This window comes from Amycolatopsis echigonensis, assembly GCF_002846615.1.
GTDB lineage: Bacteria > Actinomycetota > Actinomycetes > Mycobacteriales > Pseudonocardiaceae > Amycolatopsis > Amycolatopsis echigonensis.
Genome location: NZ_PJMY01000003.1, coordinates 8104592 through 8130124 on the forward strand (window position 1 = coordinate 8104592; position 25533 = coordinate 8130124).

The window sequence follows — 25533 nt, forward strand, 5'->3', positions numbered from 1 at the left end:
TTCTGAACTTTTAGCGACAATCAGTGGGAGCGCAGATGACGACTGCGGAGATGTTGCTGCGCCTGGGCACCGGAGTGGGCCTCGGCACAGTGATCGGATTTGAACGCCAATACCGCGCCCGGATGGCAGGACTGCGCACCAACGCACTGGTCGCGGCCGGTGCGACGCTGTTCGTGCTGCTGTCCGCGCACGGATTCAGCGGAGCGAGCGCCGACCCGACCCGGGTCGCCGCGCAAATCGTTTCCGGAATCGGTTTTCTCGGCGCCGGCGTGATTCTGCGCGAAGGCCTGACCGTGCGCGGGCTCAACACGGCCGCGACGCTGTGGTGTTCCGCGGCGGTGGGCGCGCTGGCCGGAGCCGGGCTGTACCCGGCCGCGGTCGCGGGCACCGCCGTGGTGATGGCGGTGAACATCGCGCTGCGCCCGCTCGGCCGGGTGGTCGACCGCCGTCCGGCGACCGGCCGCGAGACCCCGACGTCGTACACCTTCCTGGCGGTGACCAAGGACGACGCCGAAGCACACGTGCGCGCGTTGCTCGTCCAGGCGCTGGCGCGCACCGATTTCGCGCTGCAGTCGGTCACCAGCACCAATACCGACACCGACGGGCAGGTGCAGGTGCGCGCCGAACTGTCCGCCGATCAGCGTGACGACAAGCAGATGGAGTCGGCGGTGAGCCGGCTGTCGATGGAGCCGTCGGTGACCAGCGTGCGCTGGCAGGCCGAGCACTCCTACTCCGACCAGGACAGCGAGAACTAGACCATGCTGCGTACCTTCCCCACCCGCGGCGCGCTCGTCCGGCCCCGCCGCACGATCGCCGACGTGGCGGTGTTCCTCGGCGCCGCCGCGGCACTGTGGCTGATCGTGCGGCTCGCGCACGGGGCCGCCACCGCGTGGACTCCGGCGACCGCACCGTCCACAGTGTCCACTGATCCGGCCGAACTCCCCTACTACGCCGGACGTTCGCTCCTGCGGATGTTCGTCGCGCTCGTGCTGTCGGTCGGATTCACCTTCGTCTACGCGACCGCCGCGGCGCGTTTGCGGCGTACCGAAAAGATCCTCCTGCCCGCGCTCGACATCCTCCAATCGGTGCCGGTGCTCGGGTTCCTTTCGGTGACGATCACCGGCTTCATCGCGCTGTTCCCCGGCTCGCAGCTCGGCCTGGAATGCGCGTCGATCTTCGCGATCTTCACCTCGCAAGCGTGGAACATGACGTTCGCCTTCCACCACTCGCTCGTGTCGCAGCCGCGCGATCTGGACGAGGCGTCCCGGCTGCTGCGGCTGTCGCGCTGGCAGCGGTTCTGGCGCGTCGACGTGCCGAGCGGCATGATCCCGCTCGTCTGGAACGGGATGATGAGCTTCGGCGGCGGCTGGTTCTTCCTCACCGCCTCCGAAGCGCTCAGCGTGAACAACCAGAAGTTCGCGCTGCCCGGCATCGGCGCGTACGTCGCGACCGCCTCCGCACAGGGCGATCTCGGCAAGGTGCTGATGGCCGTCGGCGTCATGGTGGTCATGGTCGTCGGCGTGAACGTGCTGTTCTGGCGGCCGCTCACGGCGTGGTCGGAGCGGTTCCGCATCGAGAACTCCGAAGCCGCCGAAGCACCCCGCAGCCTGGTGCTCGACCTGCTGCGCCGCTCGCGGATCCCGACGCTGCTCGGCCGGGTGCTCGGCAAACTGGTGTTCCCGCTCGACCGCGCGCTGGCGATCTTCGGCCTCGCCGAGTACCCGCTGCGGTTCTCCCCCGCCCGCAGGCGCGCCGCGGACATCGTGTTCAGCGTCGTGGTCTTCGGGTTGATCCTCTACGGCACCGTGCGCGCGGTGCTGTTCGTCGGCGAGACCACCGGCTACGGCGAGATCGGCCACGTGCTGCTGCTCGGGCTGATCACGTTCGCGCGAGTGGTGACGCTGGTGGTCGTCGGCACGCTCGTGTGGGTGCCGATCGGCGTGTGGATCGGGATGAACCCACGGGTGTCGCGGCTCGCCCAGCCGGTCGTGCAGGTGCTCGCGTCGTTCCCGGCGAACTTCCTGTTCCCGCTGATCACCGCCGCGCTCGTGGCCACCGGGATTTCCCTGGACTGGGGCGGGATCCTGCTGATGAGCCTCGGCGCGCAGTGGTACATCCTGTTCAACGTCATCGCGGGCGCTTCGGCCATCCCGCACGACCTGCGCGAGGCCGCCGCGAACCTCCGGCTGCCGCGGGCGCTGTGGTGGCGGCGGCTGGTGCTGCCCGCGATCTTCCCGAGCTACGTCACCGGCGGGATCACCGCGGCGGGCGGAGCGTGGAATGCCTCCATCGTCGCGGAAATCGTGTCCTACAACGGCGTCACGCTCACCGCGACCGGCCTCGGCGCGTACATCGCGGACGCGACCGGCTCCGGCGACGCCGGGCGGATCCTGCTCGGCGTCGCGGTGATGAGCCTGTACGTCGTCGGCCTCAACCGGCTCTTCTGGCGACGGCTGTACCGCCTCGCCGAACGCCGGTTCTCCCTGTCCTGACCCGTTTCCGCGAGAGGTGTCCCCATGTCCGAAGTCCTCGTGTCCGTCGAGCACGTCAGCAAAAGCTTCCCCGGGTCGGCGGGCGACGAACTGCGCGTCCTCGACGACATCACCCTCGACCTGCGCGAGGGCGAGATCGTCGCGCTGCTCGGCCGGTCCGGCAGCGGGAAATCGACGTTGCTGCGCACGATCGCCGGGCTGATCGGCCCGACCCGCGGCACCGTGCGCTACCGCGGCGACGAACTCGACGGCGCGAATCCGGGCACCGCCATGGTGTTCCAGACCTTCGCGCTGATGCCGTGGCTGACCGTGCAGGACAACGTCGAACTCGGCCTCGCCGCCCGCGGGGTCCCGCCGAAAGCCCGCCGGGAGCGCGCGCTGCGGGCGATCGACCTGATCGGGCTCGACGGCTTCGAATCCGCTTACCCCAAGGAGCTTTCCGGCGGGATGCGGCAGCGCGTCGGCTTCGCCCGCGCGCTCGTGCTCGAACCGGACGTGCTGCTGATGGACGAACCGTTCTCCGCGCTCGACGTGCTGACCGCGGAGAACCTGCGCACCGAGCTGATGAGCCTGTGGCAGCGCCACGATTTCCCCACGAAGGCGGTCTGCATCGTCACGCACAACATCGAGGAGGCAGTGCTGCTCGCGGACCGGGTACTGGTCCTCGGCACCAACCCGGGCAACGTGCGCGCGGAAGTGGAGGTCGACCTCGCCCGGCCGCGCGACCGCAAGTCCCCCGCCTTCGCCGCGCTGGTCGAGCGGCTCTACGACCTGCTGACCGGACGCGACCCGGCGGCCGTCGAACCCGCGCAGGCCACGCCCACCGCACGGCCGCTGCCGCACGCGTCGGTCGGCGGCCTCGCCGGTCTGGTCGAACTCGTGCACGCCCGCGGCGGGCACGCCGACCTGCCGGACCTCGCCGCCGAGCTGAGCTTCGAGGTCGACGACCTGCTGCCGCTCGTCGACGCCGCTGCCCTGCTCGATCTCCTCTTCGTGGCGGGCGGCGACCTGCACCTGACGCCGGTGGGCACCGCGTTCACCACCGCGGACATCCAGACGAGCAAGAAGATCTTCGCCGGTCAGGTCCGCGACCGGGCGCCGCTGGTGCGCACGATCGTCAACGCGCTCACCGCCAGTTCGGACGGCACGCTGCGCGCGGAGTTCTTCCTCGACCTCCTCCGCCGCGGCTTCTCCGCCGCCGACGCCCGGCAGCAGCTGGACACGGCGATCGACTGGGGCCGGTACGCGGAACTCTTCGACTACGACACCGACAGCGACCGGATCGCCCAGACGACCGCCGACTGACTCAGCTCTCCGGCGCCGGAACCGCGTCCGGCGCCGGGCTGTCCGCCGGGGCGTCCGGGGCCGGATCCCGGTTCACCACCGCGATCGCGAGCGCCCCGATCACCGCCACCACCGCGAAAAGGTAGAAGCCCCACGGATACGCCAGCCCCGCCGACAGCAGCAGCCCGGTCACCAGCGGCCCGGACATCGCGCCGAACCGGCCGATCCCGCTCGCCGCGCCGAGGCCGGTCCCGCGCGCCTCGGCGGGGTACACGCGGGCGATGTACACGTAGACCAGCACCTGCGAACTGAACGTGAAGATCCCCGCCAGCAGCACGCCGGCGTACACGCTCGCCCCGGGCAGCTTGATGCTCAGCAGCGCCAGGAACACCGCCGCCGCGGCGAACCACACGATGCTCGAGCGCCGATAGCCGATCCGGTCCGCCACCCGGCCGCCGACCAGCAGGCCGAGCACCGCGCCGACGTTCAGCACCAGCAGCAGGGCCAGCGCCGCGCCGAGTTCGTAGCCCGCCGCGCGCATGATCTGCGGCAGCCAGGTGTTCAGGCCGTACACCAGCAGCAGCCCCATGAACGACGTCACCCAGAACGCGATCGTCGCCCGGCCGTAGCCGTGCCGGAACAGCACTCCGAGCGGGTTCCGGTTCCGCCGGGCTTCCTTCGCCCGCTCCAGCGCCTTCGACTCGGGCAGGAACTTCATCATCAGCGGCACCAGGACCAGCGCGGGCGCGGCTCCGATGACGAACATCCACTGCCAGCCGAACTGCTGCAGCACGAGGATTCCGAGCAGCGCGGTGAGCACCGCGCCGACGTGGTAGCCGGTCATCAGCACGGTGGTCGCACTGCCGCCGCGGCCGATCCGCGCGTACTCGGTGATCAACGCCAGCGCGGTCGGGAGCACGCCGCCGAGTCCGAGCCCGGCAAGGAAGCGCAGCACGCCGAACAGCCACGGTCCGTTCGCGAAGGCGCAGAGCAGCGTGCAGACCGAAAAGCTGGTCACGGTCAGGAGCATCATGCCGCGGCGGCCGAACAGGTCGCTGAGCGGGCCGATCGCGAACGCGCCGACCGCGACGCCGAGCAGCCCGACCGCGGAGATCAGCGACGCCGTGTTGGGGTCGAGCCCCCACGCTTTGTCCTTGAGCAGCGCGGGCAGGACGACGCCCAGCACCACCAGGTCGAACCCTTCGAGCGCCACCGCCGTCCAGCACAGCGGGGCCACCCACCGGGCGTGGCGCGCCCGCGGATCTGTCGAGACCGTCATGTCATCACCTGCGTCATCGGAGGGGACCGGGCCGGATACTGCTTCAGAACGGGTACTGCGGAAGGTCGCCGCGCACGGTGACCCACTGGGTTTCGGTGAACGCCTCCAGGTTGGCCTGCGCGCCGCCGTGCCGGGAGCCGGTTCCCGAATCCCCCACCCCGCCGAACGGCGCGAGGGCTTCGTCGTTGACCGTCTGGTCGTTGATGTGCACCAGGCCGGACGGGATCCGCTCGGCCACCGCCAGCCCCCGCGCGGTGTCCCGGGTCAGGATGCCCAGCGACAGCCCGTATTCGGTACCGCCGGCCAGGCGCACTGCTTCGTCCACTGTGGAGAACGGCACGACCGGTGCGACCGGACCGAACACCTCCTGGGCGTAGGCGGGCGCGGCGAGCGGGACGTCGGTGAGCACGGTCGGCCGGTAGAACAGGTCCTCGTAGGTGCCGCCGGTGGCGATCTTCGCCCCGGCGTCGACGCTGCCGGCGACCACCGAGTGCACGCGGTCGCGCTGTCCCGCGTCGATCAGCGGACCGAGCGCGACGTCGCCCTTCGCCGGATCGCCGACGGTCAGCTTGGCCGCGTGCTCGGCGAGCGCGGCCGCGTAATCGTCAGCGATTTCCGCCGCGACCAGGTGGCGTCCGGTCGCCATGCAGATTTGCCCGGAGTGGTTGAACGAACCGAACGCGCCGACCGACGCGGCCTGCTCGACATCCGCGTCCGCGAGCACGACCAGCGCCGAGTTGCCGCCGAGTTCGAGATGCACCCGCTTGAGCCGCTCCCCCGCCGCCGCGGCGATCCGGCGACCCGCGCTCGTCGAACCGGTGAACGCGATGACGCGCACCAGCGGGTCCTCGACCAGCGCCGCACCGACGTCCGCACCGCCGGGCAGGAGGTGGAACAGACCTTCGGGCAGACCGGCTTCCTCGAAGATCCGGGCCAGCACGACGCCGCCGCACACCGCGGTGCGCGGGTCGGGCTTCGCCAGCACCGCGTTGCCGAGCGCCAAAGCGGGGGCGATCGCGCGGATAGACAGGATCACCGGCGCGTTGAACGGCGAGATCACGCCGACCACTCCGGCGGGCACCCGGCGCGCCATCGACAGCCGGGGCTGGCTGGAGCGCAACAGTTCCCCGTAGGGATGCGCGGCGAGCGCGGCGGCTTCGTGGCATTCCTCGGCCGCGACCGCGCGGGTCTGGAACTGCGCGAATGCCCGCGTGGCCCCGGATTCCCGCACCAACCATTCGTCGATCTCGTCGCCGTGGTCTTCGAAAAGCCGCGCTGCCCGACGCAAAACCCTGGCCCGCTGGTCGTACGGCTGAGCAGCCCACTCGCGCTGCGCTTCCTGCGCGGCGGCGGCAGCCTTCGCGACGTCCTCCGGGGCCGCTGCCCCGACCCTGGCGAGCGCGTTCCCGGTGGCCGGCTCGACCGCGTCGCATTCCCCGCCCCCGCCGGGGATCCAGCCGCCGGAGAAGATCCGGCCCTGCCATCCGCTTCCGAGCAGCGTCATGCCGTCACCGCCACTTCGAGCACCAGCGGCTCCGTGCGCGCGGCCAAGGTCGGCAGCACCTCGTTCAACACCGACTCCAGCTCCTCGTAGGTTCCCGCGCGCCGCGCCGGGCAGCCGAGCGACTTCGCGAGCCCGCTCACGCTGATCTCGTCGAACCCGGGCCACGGCGCTTTCCCGCCCCCGGCAGTGCGTTCTCCGTGCCCCCGGGCAAGTTTGTCCATGATCGCGTATCCGCCGTTGGACAGCACGAGCACGAGGACGCCCACGCCGTAATGCGCGGCGCTCCACAACGCCTGGATCGAATACAGCGACGAGCCGTCCCCGATCACCGCCACCACCGGACGCTTCAATCCGCCCATCCGCAGCCCGATCGCCGCCGGGATGCCGAAGCCCAGACCGCCCATCGCCGCGCTGAGGAACCCGAGCGGCTCGCGCGCCGGGACGAGTGCGTGCAGCAACGGACGGCTCGACGGGGATTCCTCGACCAGCACCGTGTCCTTGGGCAGCTGCCGCGCGAGCAACCCGAACACGTGCTGCGGCGCCAATTGCGCGCCGTCCTCCGGCGCTCCCGGCAGCTCGACCATCCGGCCGATCTTTTCCGCGCCCGCTTTGCGCGCCGGGACCAGCTCCGCCAGCGCACCGCACACCGCCGAGGGCCGCGCCAGCACCGCGAGGTCCACCGGGCTGCGGTGCGCTTCGTCCGGATCGTCGGTGACCACCGCGAGGCGCGTGCCCGGCTCGGCCAGCTGTCCCGGTTCCCGCGGGTACTGCCGGAAAACCGGGGCGCCGACCGAGAGCACCGCGTCGTGCCCGGACAACGCTTTCCGCAGTTCCTCGCGGCCCGGCGGCAGATGTCCGGCGAACTGCGGATGGTCCTGCGGGAAGCCAGCACGGGCGCCGAACGCCTCCTGCCACACCGGGCACGCGAGCTTCTCCGCCAGCGCGGTCAGCCCGCGCCACGATTCGGCGTCGTCGGCCCCGGCACCCGTCACCAGGGCCGGATTGCTTGCGGTACTGAGGAATTCCGCCAGCTCGGCCAGCACCGCGGGCTCGGCGGCGCTCGCACGGACCAGCTTGGCCGGGGCGGGCAGCGGCTCGTCCGCGTCCGCCGGCCGCGCCCAGTCGTCCATCGGCACGATCACCAGCGCCGGGCCGCGGTGCTCGCGCGCCTCGTGCCAGGCGCGGGCCAGCGCGCCCGGAACGTCCTGCGGGCGCGGCGGTTCCGCGATCCACACCGGCGTGGGCCGGGCGAGGTCGTCGAGCCGGTGGCCGGTGAGGAACGGCTCCAGCGCGAGGTGCCGTCGGTCCTGCTGACCGACGAGCACGACCAGCGGGGCGCGGTTGACCCGCGCGGTCGCGAGCGCGCCGACCGCGTTCCCCAGCCCCGCGGTGGTGTGCAGGATCGCGACCGCGGGCCGGTCGTTCGCGAGCGCCCAGCCGGTCGCCATCCCGACGACCGAACCCTCGTGCAGCGCCAAGACGAACTCGAGGTCGTCGGGAAGGTCGGTGAGCAGCGCGATCTCGGTCGACCCGGGATTGGCGAACACCGTCGTGGCGCCGAACCGGCGGAGCACGTCGAACGCGGCGTCGCGAACGGTCGGGGCAGGGCTCACGGACTTTCTCCTCCGGCAGAGCGGCAGCGGGCGGTCCGGAGTGTTCCGGTTCGGTTCCCGGCCGCCCAGCCCCTCTTCCACTCAGCGGAAAAGTTCGTCAGCCTTGCAATGCCCGCGTGACCCCCAGCGCGGCCATCCGGACCACCGGCACGAGCGGCGACAGATTCGGCGTGCCGCTGGGCACCACCACGGAAATGGCCGCCACGACCTGATCGCCCGGCCCGCGCACCGGAGCCGCGACCGACGACGCGCCCTCGGTCATCTCGTCGCGGGAGATGCAGAACCCCTGCAGCCGCACCTCCGCGAGCACCTGCCGCAGCCGCGCCGGGTCGGTGATCGTCCCGCTGGCCCGTCGTTCCAGCCCGGCGGCCAGAACGCGTTCGACGCAGTCCGGCGGCGCGTGCGCGAGCAGCACCTTGCCCGGTCCCGCCGCGTGCAGCGGAAGCCGCAGCCCGACCCGCGAGGTGACGACGACGTCCGGATGCGCCTCGAGCTTTTCCAGGTACAGCGCGCGGTCCCCGTCGAGCACGACCAGATGCACGACCTCGTGCGTCACCTGGAGCAGATCCTGCAGGAACGGCAGCGCGACGTCCCGCAGCTCGCGCCCGCCCGGCGCCTGCGCCCCGAGTTGCCACAGCCGGAGCCCGATCCGGTACCGGCCCCGGCCGGTGCGCTCCAGCGCGCCCCATCCGGTCAATTCGGCCAGCAGCCGGTGCACCGTCGCGGGCGCGAGCCCGGTCGCCCGGGTGATCTCGCCGTGAGTCTGCTCGGGGCGGCCCGACAGGAAGGAATCCAGCACCGCGAACGCGCGGCTGAGGACCGTGCGCCCGGGTTCGGCGGCGTTGCCGGCGATCGCGTGCCTCCGGGGCTGCGGTGGAACGGGACGGGGACTGGCCGCCCATCATCCGCCAGTCCCGCGGACACGGCAACCCGCCGCCGCGCACACCGTCCACACCGGACACTGCGCTAGCCCGCCGTCGCCGCCGGGCAGCTGTTCCGCGCGGGATCCCGCACAGCCGCGGCGTCCCGCCCGGACCGGATCACCGCCCGAACGTGCTGACCGCGGGGCGGGTCGCCAGCGCCTCCTGATTGAACGTCACCGCCACTCCCCTCCCTCGAAGCCGGGACGCCCGCTGGTCGATCTTCCACCCGTCGATCCGGACCCCGACCTCCGGATGCCGCCGCACCTGCTCGCCGTCCAGCCGCACGCGCACGGTCGCCGCTTCCCCGCCGATCAGATTCAGATAGTTGTCGCTGAACGTCGCCGGAAGAACCCGCTCCCCGGTCCGGACGTCGTACACCTGCAAATGCAGCATCAACGCCACGGACTTGCCGATGTTCCGCACGTCGACGGCCACCTCGAGCCCGTCCGGCTCGCGCGAAACGCCAGCGATCACCGAAACAGCAGCCGCGGGCATCCCGTCCAGCCCGGCGAACCCCGCCGCCCGCTCGGGATTCTCGACCCAGTAGAAGTTCCGGACCACCTCCGCGCCCCGCGGGTCCCGGAGCACCAGGCGAACGAAGGCAATATCGGACGGCGCACCCTTCACCTGCGAAGCGAGGCTCCCGACCACAGCACGATCAGAACCGGCCACTCCGTCCACCCGCACAGTGCTACCGGCGAATTCCGCGCCGTCCAGTCCGTAGAGCGTGGCTTCGACGGTGCCCCGCACCACCGTCCGGGAATGATTCGCCACCACCACGTCGAAATTCTGCGCATCCAGCACCGCATTGATCCGCCGGCAAGCGTGCTGAACAGCGTAGAACGACGAATGCGCCTCCAGATCGTGGCTGTACATCTGCCAGACAAAACTGGGCTGCGCGGGATTGGTCATCCACATGATGACCCCAGTGCGCGGATAAGGCCCGGCGCTCCGCATGTGAGCCACCGGAGCCTCGTAGATCGCCTTGATGCACTCGTAATTCATCAACTGCGACTTGCGCGCGAAATCGGGAAGATTCCGCACTTCCCCATATCGCTCGGCAGTCAGCCGAAGATACCCGGCCCCGCCCCCGTTGCCGCCGTTGCCGTTCACATCCCGGTCGGCCCAAAAATCGTCCGGATGCTCCCATGATGCCTCCGGCAACATCTTCCGCATGAACTCCAGGGTCGGAATCGAATAGGAGCCGACCTCGTTGTGAAACGGCGGCCACTGCGTCCCGTCGTTGAGCGAGAAATGCTTCGCGGGCGGCACCCAGTGGTACGGCCCGCCGGACCGGTACCCGTCGACCGGATTCGCCCCGGTATCCCCGGCGGAGCTGGTCAGCACGACTCGCTGCGGGTCGAGCTCGGCGACCAGCGCGTCCAGCCCGTCGATGAGCGGCTGCGGCGGCGGCCCCTCGTTCCCGCCGCACCACAGCAGGATCGACGGATGATTGCGGAACCGGACAATGCAATCGCGGATGTTGGCGAGATCCCTCGCGACATTCTCCGGAGGCGGCCCCTCGGTCGAGCAGAAGAAGTCCTGCCAGACCAGAATCCCGTACTCGTCGCATGCGGCGTAGAAGTCCTCGGTACTGCTCTGCCCGTTCCAGTTGCGGATCAAGTTGAGATTCGCGTCCCGATGCAACCGGACCTGCGCCCGCAGCCGTTCCCGGGGAATCCGCTTCAGCGCCTCGTCCAGCCCCCAGTTGCCGCCCATCACCAGGATCGGCTGATTGTTGACCGTGATCGCCAAACACTGGCTCACCGTCCCGGACGGCGACCGCATCGGCGTGGTGTACTCGATCCGCCGGACCCCGAAGTCGACCGACCGCTCGTCGCAGACCTGCCCGCCGACCTCGACCCCGACCGTCAAGCGATACCGATCCGGCTCCCCGTACCCGTTGGGCCACCACAACTTCGGTCGATCCAGCCGCAGGCACGCGATCTCCTTCGACGTCAGCGTCACCGACGACGCCCCGGCCGGGACACTGACCGTCCGCCGAAACTCCCGCCCGTCGAGCGACCCCGTCACCACCACGGACTTCTCGGCCGCACTGTCCAGCGCAAGCTCGACCGCGACCTCCGCCGTGCGCAAGTCCGGCGACAGCGTCGAGGTGACCTGTACGTCAGCGACCCGGACCGGCCCGGTGGTACGCCAGGTGACCGGCTGCCAGATCCCCAGATCCCGGTCCGGGATGGTGGGCAGCCAGTCCCACCCAGCGGTGCAGAAGAACGTCGGCCCGTTCTTCAACGTCACCCCGGTCGGACCGCCGTTGCGCCCGCCCCGCGTCACCCCGCTGGCGTAACTGGGCAACGCGGGCGGGTCGGTGTACTCGAGCTTCCCGACCAGCACCGCCAGCCAAGCCACGCCGTCCGCCTTGGCCACGATGTCCGTGACCTCGAAGACCGCCCGCTTGAACGCACCTTCGACCGTGCCGACCTTGCTGCCGTTGAGCCAGACGGTCCCGAGGTAGTTGATCCCGTCGAACTGCAGCCAGAACCGCTGCCCCGGGATGAGCTTCGGGACTCGGAACGCGACCCGGTACCAGTAGCCGGTGTCCTTGAGGCTGTCCGGAACCGTGTCGGTCACGATGTGGCCGTACAGCGGATCGGGATACTCGCCGTTGGCGATCATGCTCGTCAGCGGCGTCCCCGGAACGATGGCGGGCCTCAGCCCGGCAACGCTTTCCGCGCTGGCCAGCGCACTCCCGTCCGCAGCCGTGCCGTCCGCCGCGACGAATGTCCAGCCGCTGCCGATCTCCCCGCCGCCGAGTTGCCGCGGGCCGGCGTCCGACGCGGCGTCGGCGGTACCGGAAACCCCGAACGCACCGAGCACACCACCGCCCGCGACAGCAATCCCGCCGGACAGGAAACGCCTGCGATTCACCTGGGTCACGTCGCTCCCAAAAGCCTCTGACATCGTTGTCAACCGCACTTGAACCCTATTATTCGGCCGCGCGCGGCCCCGGTGTCAACCGACATCCGGAGGTTTCCGCGTCCCGGCAGGCTTTCTGTCGGGCGGACAACCGGCGGCGGCGCCCGAGAGTGAGCACCGCTGCGCCATAGGAAGGAATATTTACAAACTAGGCGGGAAATCGGCCCGCGCCTCTGGCGACCGGCCGCCTCGCGCTTTTAGGGTGACGGCGTTCGCGGCGGGGACGAATGCCCCGCTCACCGGTGCACCACCGAAGGAAAGGGAGTTTCCCATGCCCGAACCCGTCGAAACGTGGACCGCGCCCGACTTCGTCGAGTACGAAACGCCGATGGAGGTCACCGCCTACGCGGCCCGCCGGGAGGAGTGAGCCGCGGGACGGGACCGGTCCGCCGCGGTCCCGTCCTTCCCGGAAAACTGTGCCGCTCAGAGAGAATCCGGAGTACGCGAATGTCCACTGTGCACCCGATGAGCCCGGCGGAGTTCACCGGAGCCCTGCGCAGCCTCGCCCGCCGGTACTGGGGCAGCCATCCGTTCCACCAGCGCATGCACGCCGGCGAACTCACCGAGCACGAACTGAAACTCTGGGCCGCCAATCGCTGGTATTACCAATGCGTGCTGCCGCGAAAAGACGCGGCCATCATCAGCAACTGTCCGATCCCGGAAATCCGCAGAATCTGGCTGGACCGCATTGTCTACCACGACGGTGCTGTCGAAGGCGAAGGCGGAGCCGAACGATGGCTGCGGTTGTGCGCTGCCGTCGGGCTGGAGCGCACCGAAGTCCTCGACGAACGGCATGTCGCGCCGGGCGTCCGGTTCGCCGTCGATGCCTACGTCACCTTCGCGCGCACCAAACCCTGGGTCGAAGCCGTCGCCTCCGGACTGACCGAGATGTTCGCCGGGCACCTGATGCAGCAGCGCGTGGCCGACGTCCTGGCCAACTATTCGTGGATCTCCCGTGCCGACCTGGCGTATTTCACCAACCGGATCGACAAGGTCTCCGGCGAGGGCAAGGACACTTTGGACATTGTCGTGCGGCACTGCGTCACCCGCGAGCAGCAGGAGAAGGCGGTGTCCGCGCTGTCGTTCAAATGCGACGTCCTGTGGTCGATGCTCGACGCCATCGAACGCGCCGCGGCCAAGGAGTGAGCCGATGGACACCATCACCGCCGAGTCGGTGCCGAAACTGCGTCTCGGCGTGCGCCTGACGTTCGATCACGTCCGCGAGGTGCACGTGCTGTTGTTCCCGGAAGGGGTGCTGGTGCCGAACTCCACCGCCACCGCAGTCCTCGAACTCTGCGACGGCGCTACTCCGGTCTCCGGATTTGTCACCACCTTGCGCAGCCGGTACCAAGGCGTCCAAGAGAGTGAGGTCCTGGCCGTGCTGACCCGGTTCGGACAACGGCGGGTGATCGAATGGACGTAACCGCACCGCTCGGGTTGCTCGCGGAACTGACGCACCGGTGTCCCCTGCACTGCCCGTACTGCTCAAATCCCCTGGAGCTCGTGAGCCGTTCCGCGGAAATGTCCACAGTGGAATGGACCAGCGCGCTGTCCCAAGCGCGAGAACTGGGCGTGCTCCAGGTCCATCTCTCCGGAGGTGAACCACTGGCGCGCTCGGACCTTCCGCAGCTGGTCACGCACGCGAGCGGCCTTGGCTGCTACGTCAACCTCGTCACCTCCGGCCTCGGCCTGACCGAACCACGGCTGCACGACCTCGTCGAACGGGGCCTGGCCCACGTCCAACTCTCCGCGCAAGCCGCCACCCCAGAGCGCGCGAACCTGCTCGCCGGAGCGAAGGCCTTCGACCGAAAACTGGCCGCCGCCGAACTCGTGAAGAACGCGGGCCTTCCCCTGACGGTCAACGTGGTACTGCACCGGCAAAACCATGACCAGCTAGGCGAGATCATCGCCCTGGCGGAGTCCATGGGCGCAGATCGCCTCGAACTGGCCAACACGCAGTATTACGGCTGGGCCCTGCGCAACCGCGACGCACTGATGCCCACCCGCGCGCAACTCGCCGCCGCGGAACTCGTGGTCCGCGCGGCCGTCGAACGTCTCCGCGGCACAATGGAGATCATCTACGTCGTCGCCGACTACTATGAGCCATTCCCGAAGCCCTGCATGCACGGCTGGGGCGCGCGGCAACTCACCATCGCGCCCGACGGCACCGTTCTTCCCTGTCCCGCCGCCAGCGCGATCACCACGCTCGCCCTCGACAATGTCCGCGACACCGCCTTGGCCGACATCTGGTACCGCTCGGAATCCTTCAGCGCCTACCGCGGCGAGGAGTGGATGCGCGATCCGTGCCGCACCTGCGACCGCCGCACCACCGACTTCGGCGGCTGCCGCTGCCAGGCGTTCCAGCTCACCGGCGACGCAGCCAACGCCGACCCCGTCTGCTCCCGGTCCCCACACCGCGGCACCGTCGACCTGATCCTCGCCGCACCGTCCACTTCGGACTTAGTCCTGCGCGGCCCAGCCCGGTGAAAGTCATCCTCCTAGGCACCGCGGCCGGGGGCGGCTTCCCGCAGTGGAACTGCGCCTGCACCACCTGCACGTCCGGCTCGCCCCCGCGTACGCAAGACAGCGTCGCCTTCAGCGCGGACGGCCGCACCTGGCACCTTCTCAACGCCTCGCCCGACATCCGCGCCCAAATCCTGGCGACCCCGGCCCTGCGCGCCGGCCCAGGCCCGCGCGAGACGCCGCTGCGCACAGTCCTGCTCACCGACGCCGAACTGGACCACACGCTCGGCCTGCTCATGCTCCGCGAGGCAGCGGCCCTCACCATCCACGCCCCCGCCGCCGCGCTGCACGCGCTGACCGACCACTTCCCCGCCCGCCCCATCATCAGCCAGTACCACGACTGGACCTGGCTCCCCTCCACTGAGACCACCGTCGACGGCCTGCGGATCACCTCGCTTCCGGTCAGCGACAAACAACCGAAATACGCTCGCTCGTCTACTCATCCCGGCCCGTGGGTCGTCGCCTACCGCATCCACGACCCGACAACCGGCGGCACGCTCGTCTACGCGCCCTGCCTGCGCACCTGGCCGCCCGGCTTCGACGCGTTCGCCAACGGCGCGAACGTCGTCCTGCTGGACGGCACCTTCTACCGCGGCAGCGAATTCACGACCGCCACCGACAACGCCGACCTGACTGCCCAGCAGTCGATGGGCCATCTGCCGATCACCACGACGCTGCCGACGCTCACCAACCGCCCGGGCACCACTCGGTGGGCATACACGCACCTGAACAACACGAACCCAGCCGTCGACCCAGCTGGCCCAGAGCACGCCGCGGTGGTGGGCGCTGGAGCGGAACTGCCGCCGGATGGAACGGAGTTCACCCTCTGAGCCAGCCACCCACGTATCGCCCACACGGCATCACCACCACAGCAGAACCGCACCGGCCACCGACCCGGCTGCTCTGGAACACTCCGCATTTCCCGCCACCGACCGGAATCGGCACCGAACGGAACCGAGTTCACGCGGTGAACGCCAGCCCGAGATCATCGACCAGGCCTCAGCAGGCGCACACCATCCGATCAGCCACTTACGCTTCGCCCACACACGTTCGCTGCCACGGCAGAACCGCACCTGCCGCCGGACAGAACCGAACTCACACGTAAGCCAGCCACCCACGCACCACCCACACAGCATCACCACCACAACAGCACCGCAGCGGCCACCGACCCGCTTGCTCTGGAACAGGCCACATTTCCCGCCACCGACCGGAATCGGCACCGAACGGAACCGAGTTCACGCGGTGAACGCCAGCCCGAGATCCTCGACCACGTCTCAGCAGGCGCACATCACCAATCAGCAGCGCGTCCGCGGTCACGTCCTCGGCAGCGAAGTCTCAGCAGGCGCACACCACGAACCGCCCGTCCCGACAACCACCGCACACTCGGCTGCCCGCCCATCACTTCTCCACCGCAGTGTCCCGCTTCTCGACACGCGAGCCTTCCCGCAGGCACGCGGCGGCGCACCTGGTGTGCGCGACGTATTCCGCGACCAGCCCGTTCATCTCCCCGATGGCCACCTGCTCCCCACCCGGCGGCTCCGAACCGCCGCACCACCTCCGGCGGATCAAGCCCGCCCACGAACGAACCGCAGAAGCCATCCCCCAGCCCGTAACCGTCCAGCCCTGCCCACTCGCTCCGTGACTCGACGAGAGCCATGATGGCACCCAGCACCGACAAAAACCGGGGCCAGGAAAGCCGGACCACCTCACAAGTCCACTGTGGACACCAGCGGAGCCGTCGTCAGGCCTGGGGCGGCGCCGCCTGCAACGTCCCGGCGGGCAGGCGGTCCGCGCCCCAGCTCCGTTCGAGATAGCCGATGATCCGCGCGACGTCCTCGTCGGGCACCTTCTCCGGCTCGCCGTGCTCGCGGGGGTCGACGTGGAAGATGTACAGCCGGGACGCGAACTGGTCGAACGGCAGCGAGGCCTCGCCGAACCGCTCGCCGTTGCCCGCGGTGGAGACCACGACGCCGTCGCCCCAGTCCTGGCCGCTGTCGTTGTTCGGGTTGTAGAAGTAGACCCGCATGACGTCCTCGGGATCCGCGGCGGTGCGCAGGATCGTGATCGCGTGCCAGCCGACGTAGCGGGCCGCGCTGTCGGTGACCGCGATCCCGGCCGGCTGCGGGTGGATCAGCGGCTGCCCGCCGTTGTAGGACGGGTGGTAGCTCGCGTGGAACTGCCGCAGGAAATCGTCGAGGTCGACCAGTTTGCCGGTGGCGACGTCGACGTTGATCCGGAATCCCCGCGACGCCCACCAGCCGTGGAACTCGGGGTTGACCCAGCGGTGCGGATCGCCCGGCCGGTCCGCGCAGCGGCGGCCCATCTCGGCGTAGATCCGGTCGAGATGCGGCACCACGAGCGACGACACCGGGTCCAGGTCGGCGGGCAGCCCGGCGGACAGCCCGGCCCCGCTTTCCTTCGACGAGACCGGCTGTCCTTCGAAGTGCATGACGATCTCGTCGTCGCGCGCCGCCCACACCACGACCTGCAGCAAGTAGTCCGGGTCGTTGTAGGCCCACATCGACAGCGCGCGCGCCGACTGGCAGGTCGGGTTGTCGCCCTGCCCGACGCCAAGCGGCTGGCCCAGCATCGACAGGACGCCCGCGAGCAGCCGCGCCTCCGGGCTCGGCTGCGGGCCGAACACGAGCGTCAGCCGTTCCCGCGCGGCGGCGGACAACTCCAGCGCCAGCTGGCGCCACAGCGCGGGCACGACCGGCGGCTCGTAGAGGATGCCCCGGTCGAGCAGCAGCGCGAGCCCGTAGACGCACTGCGCGGTCTCCGGGTGCACGGCTTCTTCGATCAGCCGGTGGACCAGGTCGTGGTAGCGCATCAGGCAGTTCCGGCCCACGTCGGACAGGCCGAGCGCCTCGCCGAGGAGGTAGTCGCTTTCGTGCGCGAGGTACCGCAGCAGCTCGGCGTGGTACGGCGACACGAGGCCGGTGTCGTGCATGGCGCGGGCGAACCCGGCCGCCTCGTACTGCAGGCTCGCCGCGTCCATCGCCTCGAGCCGGGACCGGAAGACGTCGACGCCCGGGTCCTCCCGGCAGGCCTCGGTGGTCCCGAACAGGCTGCTGATGAGCCGGTCGAGCCCCTGCACCGAGGACCCGCCCAGGTCGACGTCCGGGTCGCCGCGGTAGATCGAGATCCGGGTGATCAGCGATTTGACCTGGTCGACCTGGATCGGGCGCTGGCGCAGGATCCGCCAGATCTCCTCGACCACCTTGTCCAGGATGCTGTCGTAGCCGATCTGGTCGGCGAGGTACCGGAGCAGGTCCCGGATCAGCTGGGCGGTCCGGCCCTGCCGGGTCCGCTCGGCCTCGCTGGGCGGGGTGAACAGCAGCTCCAGGTTCGCCCCGAGCACCTGCGACAGGAACACGCGGGCGTCCTCGGCCGGCAGCGTCGGATGCTCGTAGTCGCCGCACGCGACCGCGAGCATCCGCAGTTCGCTGGTCGCCTCGATCACCACGGTGTCGGTGTTCTCGCTGTGCAGGCCGGGTCCGACCAGCGCGGGAATGAGGATCTCCGGGGTGTCCCAGTCGGTGCCCTGGAAGACCCCGGCCTCCTCCAGCGCCCGCGCCCTGGCCCGGACCGCCGCCGCGCCGCCCGGCTGCAGCAGGACCCGGCGCAGCGCCTCCAGCACCCGCCGCAGCTTCGTGTGCTTGCCGAAGTCGCGGGTCTCGGCCATGGCCGCCACCGCGTCGTCGAGCGCGGCCACGCGTTTGGCCAGCGTCGCAGTCGTGCCGGTGACGTCGGCGTTCGGCTCCAAGTGCGTCCTTCGGTCGGGGTGGCGGACTCGTCCGGGGTCAGACGTAGAAGTCCAGTTCTTCCTGCTCCTTCAGCAGGTCTCGCATCCGGTAGGGATCGTCCCCGAAGAAGTACAGCAGACCCCAGTGCGTGCCGAACGCGGTCCTCTTCGTGACTGTCTCCTCCAGGGGCGCGGTCAGGTCGTGTGACTCGTAGTAGTCATCGTCCTCGGTCTGCTGCGGGATCCGCAACTCGCTGACCACCCGGCGGCGCGGGTACACGCCGAAGCAGCCGGCGACTCCGGTCGCGTCGACGACTTCCCGGGGGAAGAAGGCGTCGATCTCCTCCTCGGTCGTCTTCGGGTCGAAGGACAGGACGAGCGCCTGGTAGGCGTTGAAACCGTAGGCGCGCTCGAGCAGTTCGAAGACCTTGAAGCCCGGCGGGCGGTAGGCGACCTCGCCGAAGTACATCTCGCCGTCGCTGGTGACGAAGTACTCCGGATGCACGAAGCCGAACTCGATGTCGAAGGTCTTGACGAGCTTCTCGATCTGGGCGGTGATCTGCGGCCGGTACTTCTCCAGCTCCGGGGTCGCCGGGACGAACACCGAGTACCCGAGCGTGACGTACTCCGAGATGTTCAGGAACTTGACCTTGCCGCGGTGGATCCACGCCTCGACGGCGAACTCCCATCCGTCCAGATGCGACTCCATCAGGACCGGGAACTCCTCCTCCGGGATCGAGTCGATCTCGTCCGGGGTGCGGATGACGCGGTGCCCGAGGCAGCCCGCCTTGTCGAACGCCTTGAGGTGGATGGGATCGTTCGGGTCGCCGTCGAGCTTGAGCAGCGTCTGGTTGACCCGCTTGAGGAAACGGACGACGTCTTCGCGGTCGTGCGCCTCCTCGAAGATCCCCACCCGGATGCCGCCGAGCTGCGCGCGCCGCTTCATCAGGGCCTTGTCCCGCAGCAGCATCGCCTGGCCGAACAGGCGCGGATTGTCCAGCAGCACCGAGTTGATCGCCCCGGCCCATTCGACGGTCTCCTCGAACAGCGGGATGGCGACGTCGACGCCTTCCTCGTGCAGCATCTCGGCGATCTCCATCGAACGGTCGTTGAGCCGCTCGAAATTCCACGACATGTACGGGATGTCGTGCTCGACGCAGTATTTCTCCGCCCAATCCGGGGCGACCACGACATAGCGCCGGTCGAACCGGTCGAGCGCCTCGACCGCGTTGAGCGACCAGCCGAGCAGCGCTACATATCCCTTGTCCGGGTCCTTCGCGATCGGCTCGGACTGTGGCATAGACCGTTCCTCCGTTCAGCAGGTGCGACTCGCCACGGCGTGGCGGCCACAACCGTGCTGAAGCCATATACCCGAAATCCGCGGAATCAAACGGATCCACGCCGTCCGGCGAGGGTCAGCGCGCGAAAACCATTGCGCCGCAACGCTTTCCGGGACTTATCCGGACTGCCCGACACCGGCCGCCTGACCGAGCAACGCGCCAGCGGTCGCGAACGCCCCCGCCAGATCGTGTCCCATCCCCGCCACCACGTCGTCCAGCCCGCGCAACTCCGCCCGTTCCAGCAAGGTTTTCTCGTTCGTCACCCACTCTCCTCGCGCGGCCAGCACCGCGTGCCCGGCGTGCATCGCCGCCACCCCCACCGAAGCCGCGGTCTCCGCGACCCGCCCGTGCCGCACATACGCCGACTTCGCGTAGTCCAGCGTCCGCGCCGCCGAAGCACGCCAGAACTTGGGGGCGTTCTCCCGCAACAGCTCCGGATACTCCGGCCGCGGCAGTTCCCCGCGCAGCACCCGGTTCAGCGCCAGCTCCGCCACCACCAGATAGCTCGGGATCCCGGCCAGGTGGAAGGCCAGCGGCTCCCAGCGGAACCGTCCCTTCTCCGCTTCGGCCAGCTCGTGCGAGACCACGTCCAGATCACGGTAGTGCACGTCCACCGGCCGCCCCTGGACGGTCAGCCACGCGCCGCCGTTGAAGACCCCGCCACCCCATTCGCCCAGGTCCGACACCGACCCCGGCAGGCCGAGCGCGCGCAGGTCGGCCGGGTCGAACGCGCCGCGGTAGTACAGCGCGAAGTCCCAGTCGCTGTCCGGGCGGTGGGTGCCGCGCGCCCGAGAGCCGCCCAGGGCCACCGCTTCGACCCCGGGCAAACCGGACAGCAGATCGGCCACGTGCTCAGCGAACGTCGCCTCGTCGTTTTCCCGCATCCCCAGAACATGCCATGAATCCCTGCCGAGATCGCCCGTTTTTCGCCGGTTGTCCAGCCAGCCTGGGGGTTTGCATGCATCGTTGCCGCACCATCGCACTCGAATTCGCGGCAGGCCCGCGCGAGCACCTGCTCGCACCCGGCTCCGCGCCGGCGGCGCAGGAACCGGGTCCGGTCCGCATCAGCACCCGGCGTGCCAGCGGGCACGCAGCCGCCGCGTACCGTTCTCGTCGAGCACCGGCTCCCACGTCATCCGCAGCCGCCGGGGCTGCTCGAGCGGACGGCGCGGGACCGGTGCGGTCGCCTCGACGGCCGGGTCAGCCCGCCGCTGCCGGGCGCCGGTCAGGATGCTGGTCATGAGGTCCTCCCGAAGGGTGGTCGATCACGGTCGAGCTGCGACTGTGCGACGGACTCATGTCCTCACCTCCTCCGGCCGATTCCCGCTGCTCCGTTCAGCACGTCCTCGGGTCGCCGTCTCGGGAACCGAGCCGGTCGATGCCGTGCCGGCACAGGGATCCGCGTTCGTTCGCGTGCGGCGCACCCCTGCGAGTCCTTGAGAGCTTTGGCACTGCCCGGCATATCCGCGCACATCGCGCGGGAAGCCACTCGGCCTCACCCCTCAACCCGGGGAGAGGTGTCCTGACCGTGGGCGTCTCCCGACGTCGTGGGGTCAGTGGCCGGTGTCCGAACAAACGCCTCACCTCACGAGGTGCCGCCCCTCCAGTGAACGCCACCAGTCCGACAGCTGTCAAGCACTTGTACAAGTGTTTGACAGTTGTCGCGAGCTTCGAGGACCCGGGACCCCCGCGCCCGGCTATGTCCCGCGCGGACGGGTGCGCCTCCGCGCGGGAGTGCCCGCCCTTTCCGCGCCACAGCGTGCGCACCATCGACTTTCTCGCGGTTGGCGCAACGGTCGCTCCCCCGCTGCGGATCATGGGGACAAGCGGCCGGACCTGCCGGTCGCCGGCCCCGGCGCGACCGGCCTCGTCCGCACCGGCGGGGACCGGCCATGGAGAGGATGGCCGGGGCCGGGCGCGGGTGCCGGGCGGCGCGATCAGCCGCCGGTGGCCATTTGGACGATGGTGATCACGACGAGGACGACGGCGATGGCGAGGTAGCCGCGCAGGGCGAGCATGCCGGCCTTCCGCAGCGGCGAGAACACCGGACGCGGCAAGGTGTCCAGGGCTGGGGTCTGCCAGGTGTCCCGATCGGCGCGCAGCAGGGCGTGGCGTTCGGTGCGAGAGAGGGCGTCCTGGGCGTCTTCGTCGATGTCCTCGACCTGCTCGGGATCCAGTCCGCCGAGGCACCGGGCGGTGGCTGCCGCTTCTTTCCGGGCCTTGACGCGCGAGGCGAGCAAGACGGCCAGCCCGCCCAGCGCGCCGACACCGGCGCCGACGGTGAAGAAGGCGACCCACTGGGCGGAGGAGATGCCGTCGGGGAACCAGGCCGATCCCTTGGGGAACAGCGTAGAAGCGGTCATGGCCAGCGACAGCAGGACCAGCGCCCACACGATGATGCCCGCGGCGATGTTCTGCCGGACGGTGTTGACCCACGGGCCGAGAACGGCCTTGTCGTTGCACAGCAGCACCAGGAACACCGTCGCCGAGGGCAGCAGGACCCCGGCGAGGATCTGCACGCCCTGGGTGATCAGGCCGGCGTTGAAGCCGGGGATCAGCACCACCCCGGCGGAGACGGCCAGCACGACGCCGTAGCCGATGAAGAACCCGGGTGCCTGGCTGATCTTCCAGTGCAGCGAATGACGCTTCTTGAACACGTCGCCGAGCGTGTAGGTGGTGGCGAGGCCGACCGCGTTGGCGCCGATCAGCGAGGCGTCCAGCAGCAGCACCGCGAACAGGGTGCCCACGACGTGCCCGGCGTGCGGAGAGCTCGCCAGCGCGCTGGCGACGGTGCCCGCGTTGGAGTTGTCTCCCCAGTTTCCGGCGGCGCCGGTGCCGGCGAGCCCGAACGCGGTGACGGCCATGATGGCGACCGCGCCGAGGACCACGATCACGATGCCGGCCCACAAGTCGGCCTTGGAGTAGCGCATCCAGCGCGGGGTGATGCGCTTGTCGACCACATTGGACTGCTGGAAGAACAGCTGCCACGGGGCGACGGTCGTGCCGACGATGCTGACGACGAGCAGCAGCAGGTCCGAGTTGAGCCCGCCGGGCAGCTGCGGCAGGAAACCGCCGCCGATCCGGCCGAGGTCAGGACCCACCATGATCGCCAGCGGGACGAGCACCAGGTTCGCCGCGATGAGGACGAACAGGAACCGCTCCCACCGACGGAACGAGCCGCCCGCGACCACGGTGAACAGCAGCACCGCCGCGGCGGGCACGGAGAGGTAGTCCGGGATGCCGAAGTAGCGCAGCGCGTAGGTGACGCCGATGAACTCGGTGATGATCGTCAGCGTGTTAAGGAGGAACAGGTCCGCGACGCTGAACGCGCCCCAGAATTTCCCGAACCGCTGGAAGATCAGCTTGGCGTGCCCGACCCGGGCGACCGCGCCGAGCCGGACCACCATCTCCTGGTTGACATACAGCACCGGGACGAGCAGCAGCAGTGTCCACATCAGACCGGTGCCGTGCTGCTGGCCGGCCTGGGCATAGGTCTGCACCCCGCCCGCGTCGTTGTCCCCGACCATGACGACCAGGCCCGGCCCCATGATCACCAGGAAGGTCCGCAGCCGCTGCCAGAACGACCTGCGGGCGCCGTGGTCGTGCTGTTTGATCGTGCCCAGCGCACCGACGATGTCGCCCTCGTGCGCGGTGTCGGCCACCGCCGACGAGGCGGGAGCGACGGTCTTGCGTGTGGGCCGGGTCATTTTGAATGCCATGGGTCTTCCCCCAAGGTGAGAGAAGCGCGCGACGTTCGGGGAACGGGCACGCCGAATCGATACGTGGTGGTGTGCACGCCGGAACAGGGCGCGACGGAGCGACCCCGGCGCTCACGTCAGACGGGCGCGGGGCCTCAGGCTTCTCGGGTCGGCTGGGTCAGCCGCCGGCCGCGGTGCGGCGGACGGGGTGTGCGCTGGCTGACCTACTGAGTCCGGGACTCATCCCGTCACCTCCTCGCGACCGGGCACCGCAGTGCCGCTTCCCACGCCGGACACCATTGCGCGGGCACGGATCCGGCGTGAATTCCTGCCCATGCGAACTGGCCCGCACCCCCACGTAAGAGCTTCAGCACTGCACGGCGTAATCCCTTGCGGGAAGCCACTTTGGGTCACCCCTTAGTCCGAGGAGACCTGTCCTGACCCGGGGCGTCTCTCGACGTCGTAGGGTCAGTGGCCTGTTTCCGTGCAGACGCCTCACCGAACGAGGTGCCAGCCAGGGAGCAAGTAGACCCTCATCGTCACGCACTGTCAACCAGCGAACGGGTCAACGATCCCGAATTAGACGCACGCCACATCGCAGCCAGGCGGCGATCTATTCGCCGGCCGGAACAGATTTCCGTGGAATGTCCGGTGTTATGCATTCGCCGTTCGTCGCGAACTTCGCGGCGTTCCTTGCCGGAATTGGCGAACGAGGCGATTCGACGCGGCCCGTTCAGGATCTGCCGTTGGCGCGGCACGCCAGGAGCCGCCGGCGGGCATCGAGCGCAGAGCCCTCGCGTGCGGTTTGACTGACCGCACAAAGAGAAAGGGCCCTCGCTCCACCACCCCGACGGGTGGAGCGAGGGCCTCGCCCACCGGCTGGAGGGTCGGTGTTCCTCCCAAGAACACCGGCCCCTCCGGTCGATGAGCGACCTCAGGCGGTCCGCTGCCTGAGCCGAGCCGCCTCGACGGCTACGACCGGCATCGACGCTTCCCGCAGCGCCGCCCGTTCGACCGGCCGCCGGACCGTCCCGTTCGGAGTCCGCACGCAATATCGCTCCACGGATTCCATCAGCACGGCGGCGACCATCACGACCACGGGCGTAGCCAGCGCGAACCACATGGTTGCTTTGGTACCCAGCCGCGGCGAGAACCAATCGCCCTTTCCCCGGACGGGGGGCCGTTAGACTGGCGGCGTGCGCACGCGACCGACGCTGACCTGGGCCGGACCTGGCGAACCGCTGCCGCGCACGGGCACGGTCGCGGACGTGGCGGAGATCGTCGCCGGGCGGCGGGTGCTCGTGCTCAGCGGCGCGGGCCTCTCCACCGAATCCGGCATACCCGATTACCGCGGCGAAACCGGCAGTCTTCGCAAACACACGCCGATGACCTACGGCGAATTCGTCGCCAGCGAGGCGGGCCGCCAGCGGTACTGGGCGCGCAGCCACCTCGGGTGGCGCACCATCGCGCGGGCCGAGCCGAACGACGGGCACCGCGCCGTTTCCGCGCTGCGCGCAGGCGGCTGGCTCTCCGGCGTCATCACGCAGAACGTCGACGGCCTGCACCGCGCGGCCGGCACCCCCGGCGTGGTCGAACTGCACGGCAACCTCGACCGCGTCGTCTGCCTCGGCTGCCGCCGCGTCACCGCGCGCGAGGAGCTCGACGCCCGGCTGCGAGCGGCCAATCCGGATTTCGGCGGCACGGCGACGCGGATCAACCCGGACGGCGACGTCGAGCTCGCCGAGGACGTCGTCCGCACCTTCCGCACCGTGCCCTGCACGAGCTGTTCCGGCGTGCTGAAGCCGGACGTGGTGTTCTTCGGCGAGAACGTGCCGCGCGCCCGCGTGGAGCGGTGCTACCGGATGGTCGACGAGGCGTCCGCGGTGTTGGTGCTGGGATCTTCGCTCACCGTCATGTCCGGCTTGCGCTTCGTCCGGCGGGCCGCGAAATCCGGCAAACCCGTCGCGATCGTCAACCGCGGCCGGACCCGCGGCGACGAGCACGCGACCGTCCGCGCCGACCTGCCGCTCGGCCCGGCGCTCACCGAACTGCTGACGGTGCTGGAAACCTCGTTGCCGAGCCCGACGCCCGCCGGATAGGCTTCGGGCACTCCGAAGGAACGGTCCCCGGAAGCACGCCGCAGAGCGGACCGGCCAGCCTGAACGCATCCAGGCGCAGGAGCGGGCGGCAACCCT

The 25533-nt window shown here is 69.9% G+C and carries 21 protein-coding genes and 2 riboswitches; of the genes, 9 read left to right on the forward strand and 12 right to left on the reverse strand.

Annotated elements, in window-relative coordinates; genetic code table 11:
- The first annotated feature begins 35 nt into the window (after positions 1-35).
- Genes ATK30_RS43315 through ATK30_RS43325 form a run of 3 tightly spaced genes read left to right on the forward strand, consistent with a single transcriptional unit; the run spans position 36 to position 3797 of the window.
- A complete protein-coding gene (locus ATK30_RS43315; protein WP_101440444.1) occupies positions 36-755 on the forward strand; it encodes an MgtC/SapB family protein in 720 nt (239 codons plus the stop codon).
- Between the two features lie 3 nt (positions 756-758).
- Entirely contained in the window at positions 759-2492 is a 1734-nt protein-coding gene (locus ATK30_RS43320; protein WP_101440445.1) for an ABC transporter permease, read from the forward strand.
- 24 nt (positions 2493-2516) lie between these two features.
- On the forward strand, positions 2517-3797 hold the full coding sequence (locus tag ATK30_RS43325) for an ABC transporter ATP-binding protein (RefSeq protein ID WP_101440446.1): 1281 nt from the start codon (positions 2517-2519) through the stop codon (positions 3795-3797).
- A gap of 1 nt (position 3798) precedes the next feature.
- On the opposite strand, the gene ATK30_RS43330 is transcribed toward ATK30_RS43325, so the two are convergent.
- The 5 genes from ATK30_RS43330 to ATK30_RS43350 all read right to left on the reverse strand — a co-directional run bounded on the left by ATK30_RS43330 (position 3799) and on the right by ATK30_RS43350 (position 11993).
- Positions 3799-5055, reverse strand: a complete 1257-nt coding sequence (locus ATK30_RS43330; RefSeq protein ID WP_101440447.1) for an MFS transporter — start codon at positions 5053-5055, stop codon at positions 3799-3801.
- Positions 5056-5098: 43 nt separating this feature from the next.
- A complete protein-coding gene (locus ATK30_RS43335) occupies positions 5099-6559 on the reverse strand; it encodes an aldehyde dehydrogenase family protein (protein WP_101440448.1) in 1461 nt (486 codons plus the stop codon).
- Positions 6556-8172: a benzoylformate decarboxylase gene (mdlC, locus tag ATK30_RS43340; protein ID WP_101440449.1), complete on the reverse strand. Its 1617-nt coding sequence runs from the start codon at positions 8170-8172 to the stop codon at positions 6556-6558. Before mdlC ends, ATK30_RS43335 begins: the two co-directional genes overlap by 4 nt.
- A 97-nt stretch (positions 8173-8269) precedes the next feature.
- Positions 8270-8971 carry an IclR family transcriptional regulator gene (locus ATK30_RS43345; RefSeq protein WP_244194902.1) on the reverse strand — a complete coding sequence of 234 codons (702 nt, stop codon included), beginning with the start codon at positions 8969-8971 and terminating at the stop codon, positions 8270-8272.
- Between the two features lie 241 nt (positions 8972-9212).
- A complete protein-coding gene (locus ATK30_RS43350; protein WP_101440451.1) occupies positions 9213-11993 on the reverse strand; it encodes a glycoside hydrolase family 2 protein in 2781 nt (926 codons plus the stop codon).
- A 310-nt stretch (positions 11994-12303) separates the two neighbouring features.
- Between ATK30_RS43350 and pqqA the strand changes: the two genes are divergently transcribed.
- The 5 genes from pqqA to pqqB all read left to right on the forward strand — a co-directional run bounded on the left by pqqA (position 12304) and on the right by pqqB (position 15385).
- Complete coding sequence (gene pqqA / locus ATK30_RS43355; RefSeq protein WP_101440452.1) at positions 12304-12399, forward strand: pyrroloquinoline quinone precursor peptide PqqA; 96 nt, start codon at positions 12304-12306, stop codon at positions 12397-12399.
- Positions 12400-12479: 80 nt separating this feature from the next.
- Positions 12480-13178, forward strand: coding sequence for a pyrroloquinoline-quinone synthase PqqC (gene pqqC, locus ATK30_RS43360; protein ID WP_101440453.1), 699 nt, complete (start codon positions 12480-12482; stop codon positions 13176-13178).
- A gap of 4 nt (positions 13179-13182) precedes the next feature.
- On the forward strand, positions 13183-13455 hold the full coding sequence (pqqD, locus tag ATK30_RS43365; RefSeq protein WP_101440454.1) for a pyrroloquinoline quinone biosynthesis peptide chaperone PqqD: 273 nt from the start codon (positions 13183-13185) through the stop codon (positions 13453-13455).
- Positions 13446-14519: a pyrroloquinoline quinone biosynthesis protein PqqE gene (pqqE, locus tag ATK30_RS43370; protein WP_101440455.1), complete on the forward strand. Its 1074-nt coding sequence runs from the start codon at positions 13446-13448 to the stop codon at positions 14517-14519. The genes pqqD and pqqE overlap by 10 nt, the downstream gene beginning before the upstream one ends.
- Positions 14516-15385 (forward strand): pyrroloquinoline quinone biosynthesis protein PqqB, encoded by an 870-nt coding sequence (gene pqqB, locus ATK30_RS43375; RefSeq protein ID WP_101440456.1) that lies wholly within the window; start codon positions 14516-14518, stop codon positions 15383-15385. The genes pqqE and pqqB overlap by 4 nt, the downstream gene beginning before the upstream one ends.
- Before the next feature lie 568 nt (positions 15386-15953).
- On the opposite strand, the gene ATK30_RS44905 is transcribed toward pqqB, so the two are convergent.
- From ATK30_RS44905 to ATK30_RS43400, 7 genes are all read right to left on the reverse strand, one after another.
- Positions 15954-16154, reverse strand: a complete 201-nt coding sequence (locus ATK30_RS44905; RefSeq protein WP_143271491.1) for a hypothetical protein — start codon at positions 16152-16154, stop codon at positions 15954-15956.
- A 142-nt stretch (positions 16155-16296) separates the two neighbouring features.
- Entirely contained in the window at positions 16297-18321 is a 2025-nt protein-coding gene (locus tag ATK30_RS43380) for a hypothetical protein (protein ID WP_101440457.1), read from the reverse strand.
- A 37-nt stretch (positions 18322-18358) separates the two neighbouring features.
- Positions 18359-19600, reverse strand: a complete 1242-nt coding sequence (locus tag ATK30_RS43385; RefSeq protein ID WP_101440458.1) for an ATP-grasp domain-containing protein — start codon at positions 19598-19600, stop codon at positions 18359-18361.
- Positions 19601-19756: 156 nt separating this feature from the next.
- Positions 19757-20524, reverse strand: a complete 768-nt coding sequence (locus ATK30_RS43390; protein ID WP_101440459.1) for a nucleotidyltransferase domain-containing protein — start codon at positions 20522-20524, stop codon at positions 19757-19759.
- Between the two features lie 180 nt (positions 20525-20704).
- Positions 20705-20881, reverse strand: a complete 177-nt coding sequence (locus ATK30_RS45275; RefSeq protein WP_158242589.1) for a hypothetical protein — start codon at positions 20879-20881, stop codon at positions 20705-20707.
- A gap of 189 nt (positions 20882-21070) precedes the next feature.
- Positions 21071-21235: riboswitch (M-box (ykoK) riboswitch) on the reverse strand.
- 342 nt (positions 21236-21577) lie between these two features.
- Positions 21578-23359, reverse strand: coding sequence for an NRAMP family divalent metal transporter (locus ATK30_RS43395; RefSeq protein WP_101440460.1), 1782 nt, complete (start codon positions 23357-23359; stop codon positions 21578-21580).
- A 324-nt stretch (positions 23360-23683) separates the two neighbouring features.
- Positions 23684-23852: riboswitch (M-box (ykoK) riboswitch) on the reverse strand.
- A 420-nt stretch (positions 23853-24272) separates the two neighbouring features.
- On the reverse strand, positions 24273-24461 hold the full coding sequence (locus ATK30_RS43400) for a hypothetical protein (protein ID WP_167442099.1): 189 nt from the start codon (positions 24459-24461) through the stop codon (positions 24273-24275).
- Positions 24462-24534: 73 nt separating this feature from the next.
- Here ATK30_RS43400 and ATK30_RS43405 point away from each other — a divergent pair, with 73 nt between their 5' ends.
- Positions 24535-25437, forward strand: coding sequence for an NAD-dependent protein deacetylase (locus tag ATK30_RS43405; protein ID WP_101440462.1), 903 nt, complete (start codon positions 24535-24537; stop codon positions 25435-25437).
- The last annotated feature ends 96 nt before the right edge of the window (positions 25438-25533 follow it).

Excerpts from the sequence above, each read along its gene's own strand:
- pqqD (WP_101440454.1), top strand. The coding sequence starts at position 13,183 with ATGGACACCATCACCGCCGAGTCGGTGCCGAAACTGCGTCTCGGCGTG.
- ATK30_RS43335 (WP_101440448.1), bottom strand. The coding sequence starts at position 6,559 with ATGACGCTGCTCGGAAGCGGATGGCAGGGCCGGATCTTCTCCGGCGGC.
- ATK30_RS45275 (WP_158242589.1), bottom strand. The coding sequence starts at position 20,881 with ATGACCAGCATCCTGACCGGCGCCCGGCAGCGGCGGGCTGACCCGGCC.
- ATK30_RS43395 (WP_101440460.1), bottom strand. The coding sequence starts at position 23,359 with ATGGCATTCAAAATGACCCGGCCCACACGCAAGACCGTCGCTCCCGCC.
- ATK30_RS43315 (WP_101440444.1), top strand. The coding sequence starts at position 36 with ATGACGACTGCGGAGATGTTGCTGCGCCTGGGCACCGGAGTGGGCCTC.
- pqqA (WP_101440452.1), top strand. The coding sequence starts at position 12,304 with ATGCCCGAACCCGTCGAAACGTGGACCGCGCCCGACTTCGTCGAGTAC.
- ATK30_RS43390 (WP_101440459.1), bottom strand. The coding sequence starts at position 20,524 with ATGCGGGAAAACGACGAGGCGACGTTCGCTGAGCACGTGGCCGATCTG.
- ATK30_RS43330 (WP_101440447.1), bottom strand. The coding sequence starts at position 5,055 with ATGACGGTCTCGACAGATCCGCGGGCGCGCCACGCCCGGTGGGTGGCC.
- ATK30_RS43325 (WP_101440446.1), top strand. The coding sequence starts at position 2,517 with ATGTCCGAAGTCCTCGTGTCCGTCGAGCACGTCAGCAAAAGCTTCCCC.
- ATK30_RS44905 (WP_143271491.1), bottom strand. The coding sequence starts at position 16,154 with ATGGCTTCTGCGGTTCGTTCGTGGGCGGGCTTGATCCGCCGGAGGTGG.
- ATK30_RS43385 (WP_101440458.1), bottom strand. The coding sequence starts at position 19,600 with ATGCCACAGTCCGAGCCGATCGCGAAGGACCCGGACAAGGGATATGTA.
- pqqE (WP_101440455.1), top strand. The coding sequence starts at position 13,446 with ATGGACGTAACCGCACCGCTCGGGTTGCTCGCGGAACTGACGCACCGG.
- pqqC (WP_101440453.1), top strand. The coding sequence starts at position 12,480 with ATGTCCACTGTGCACCCGATGAGCCCGGCGGAGTTCACCGGAGCCCTG.
- ATK30_RS43320 (WP_101440445.1), top strand. The coding sequence starts at position 759 with ATGCTGCGTACCTTCCCCACCCGCGGCGCGCTCGTCCGGCCCCGCCGC.
- ATK30_RS43400 (WP_167442099.1), bottom strand. The coding sequence starts at position 24,461 with ATGTGGTTCGCGCTGGCTACGCCCGTGGTCGTGATGGTCGCCGCCGTG.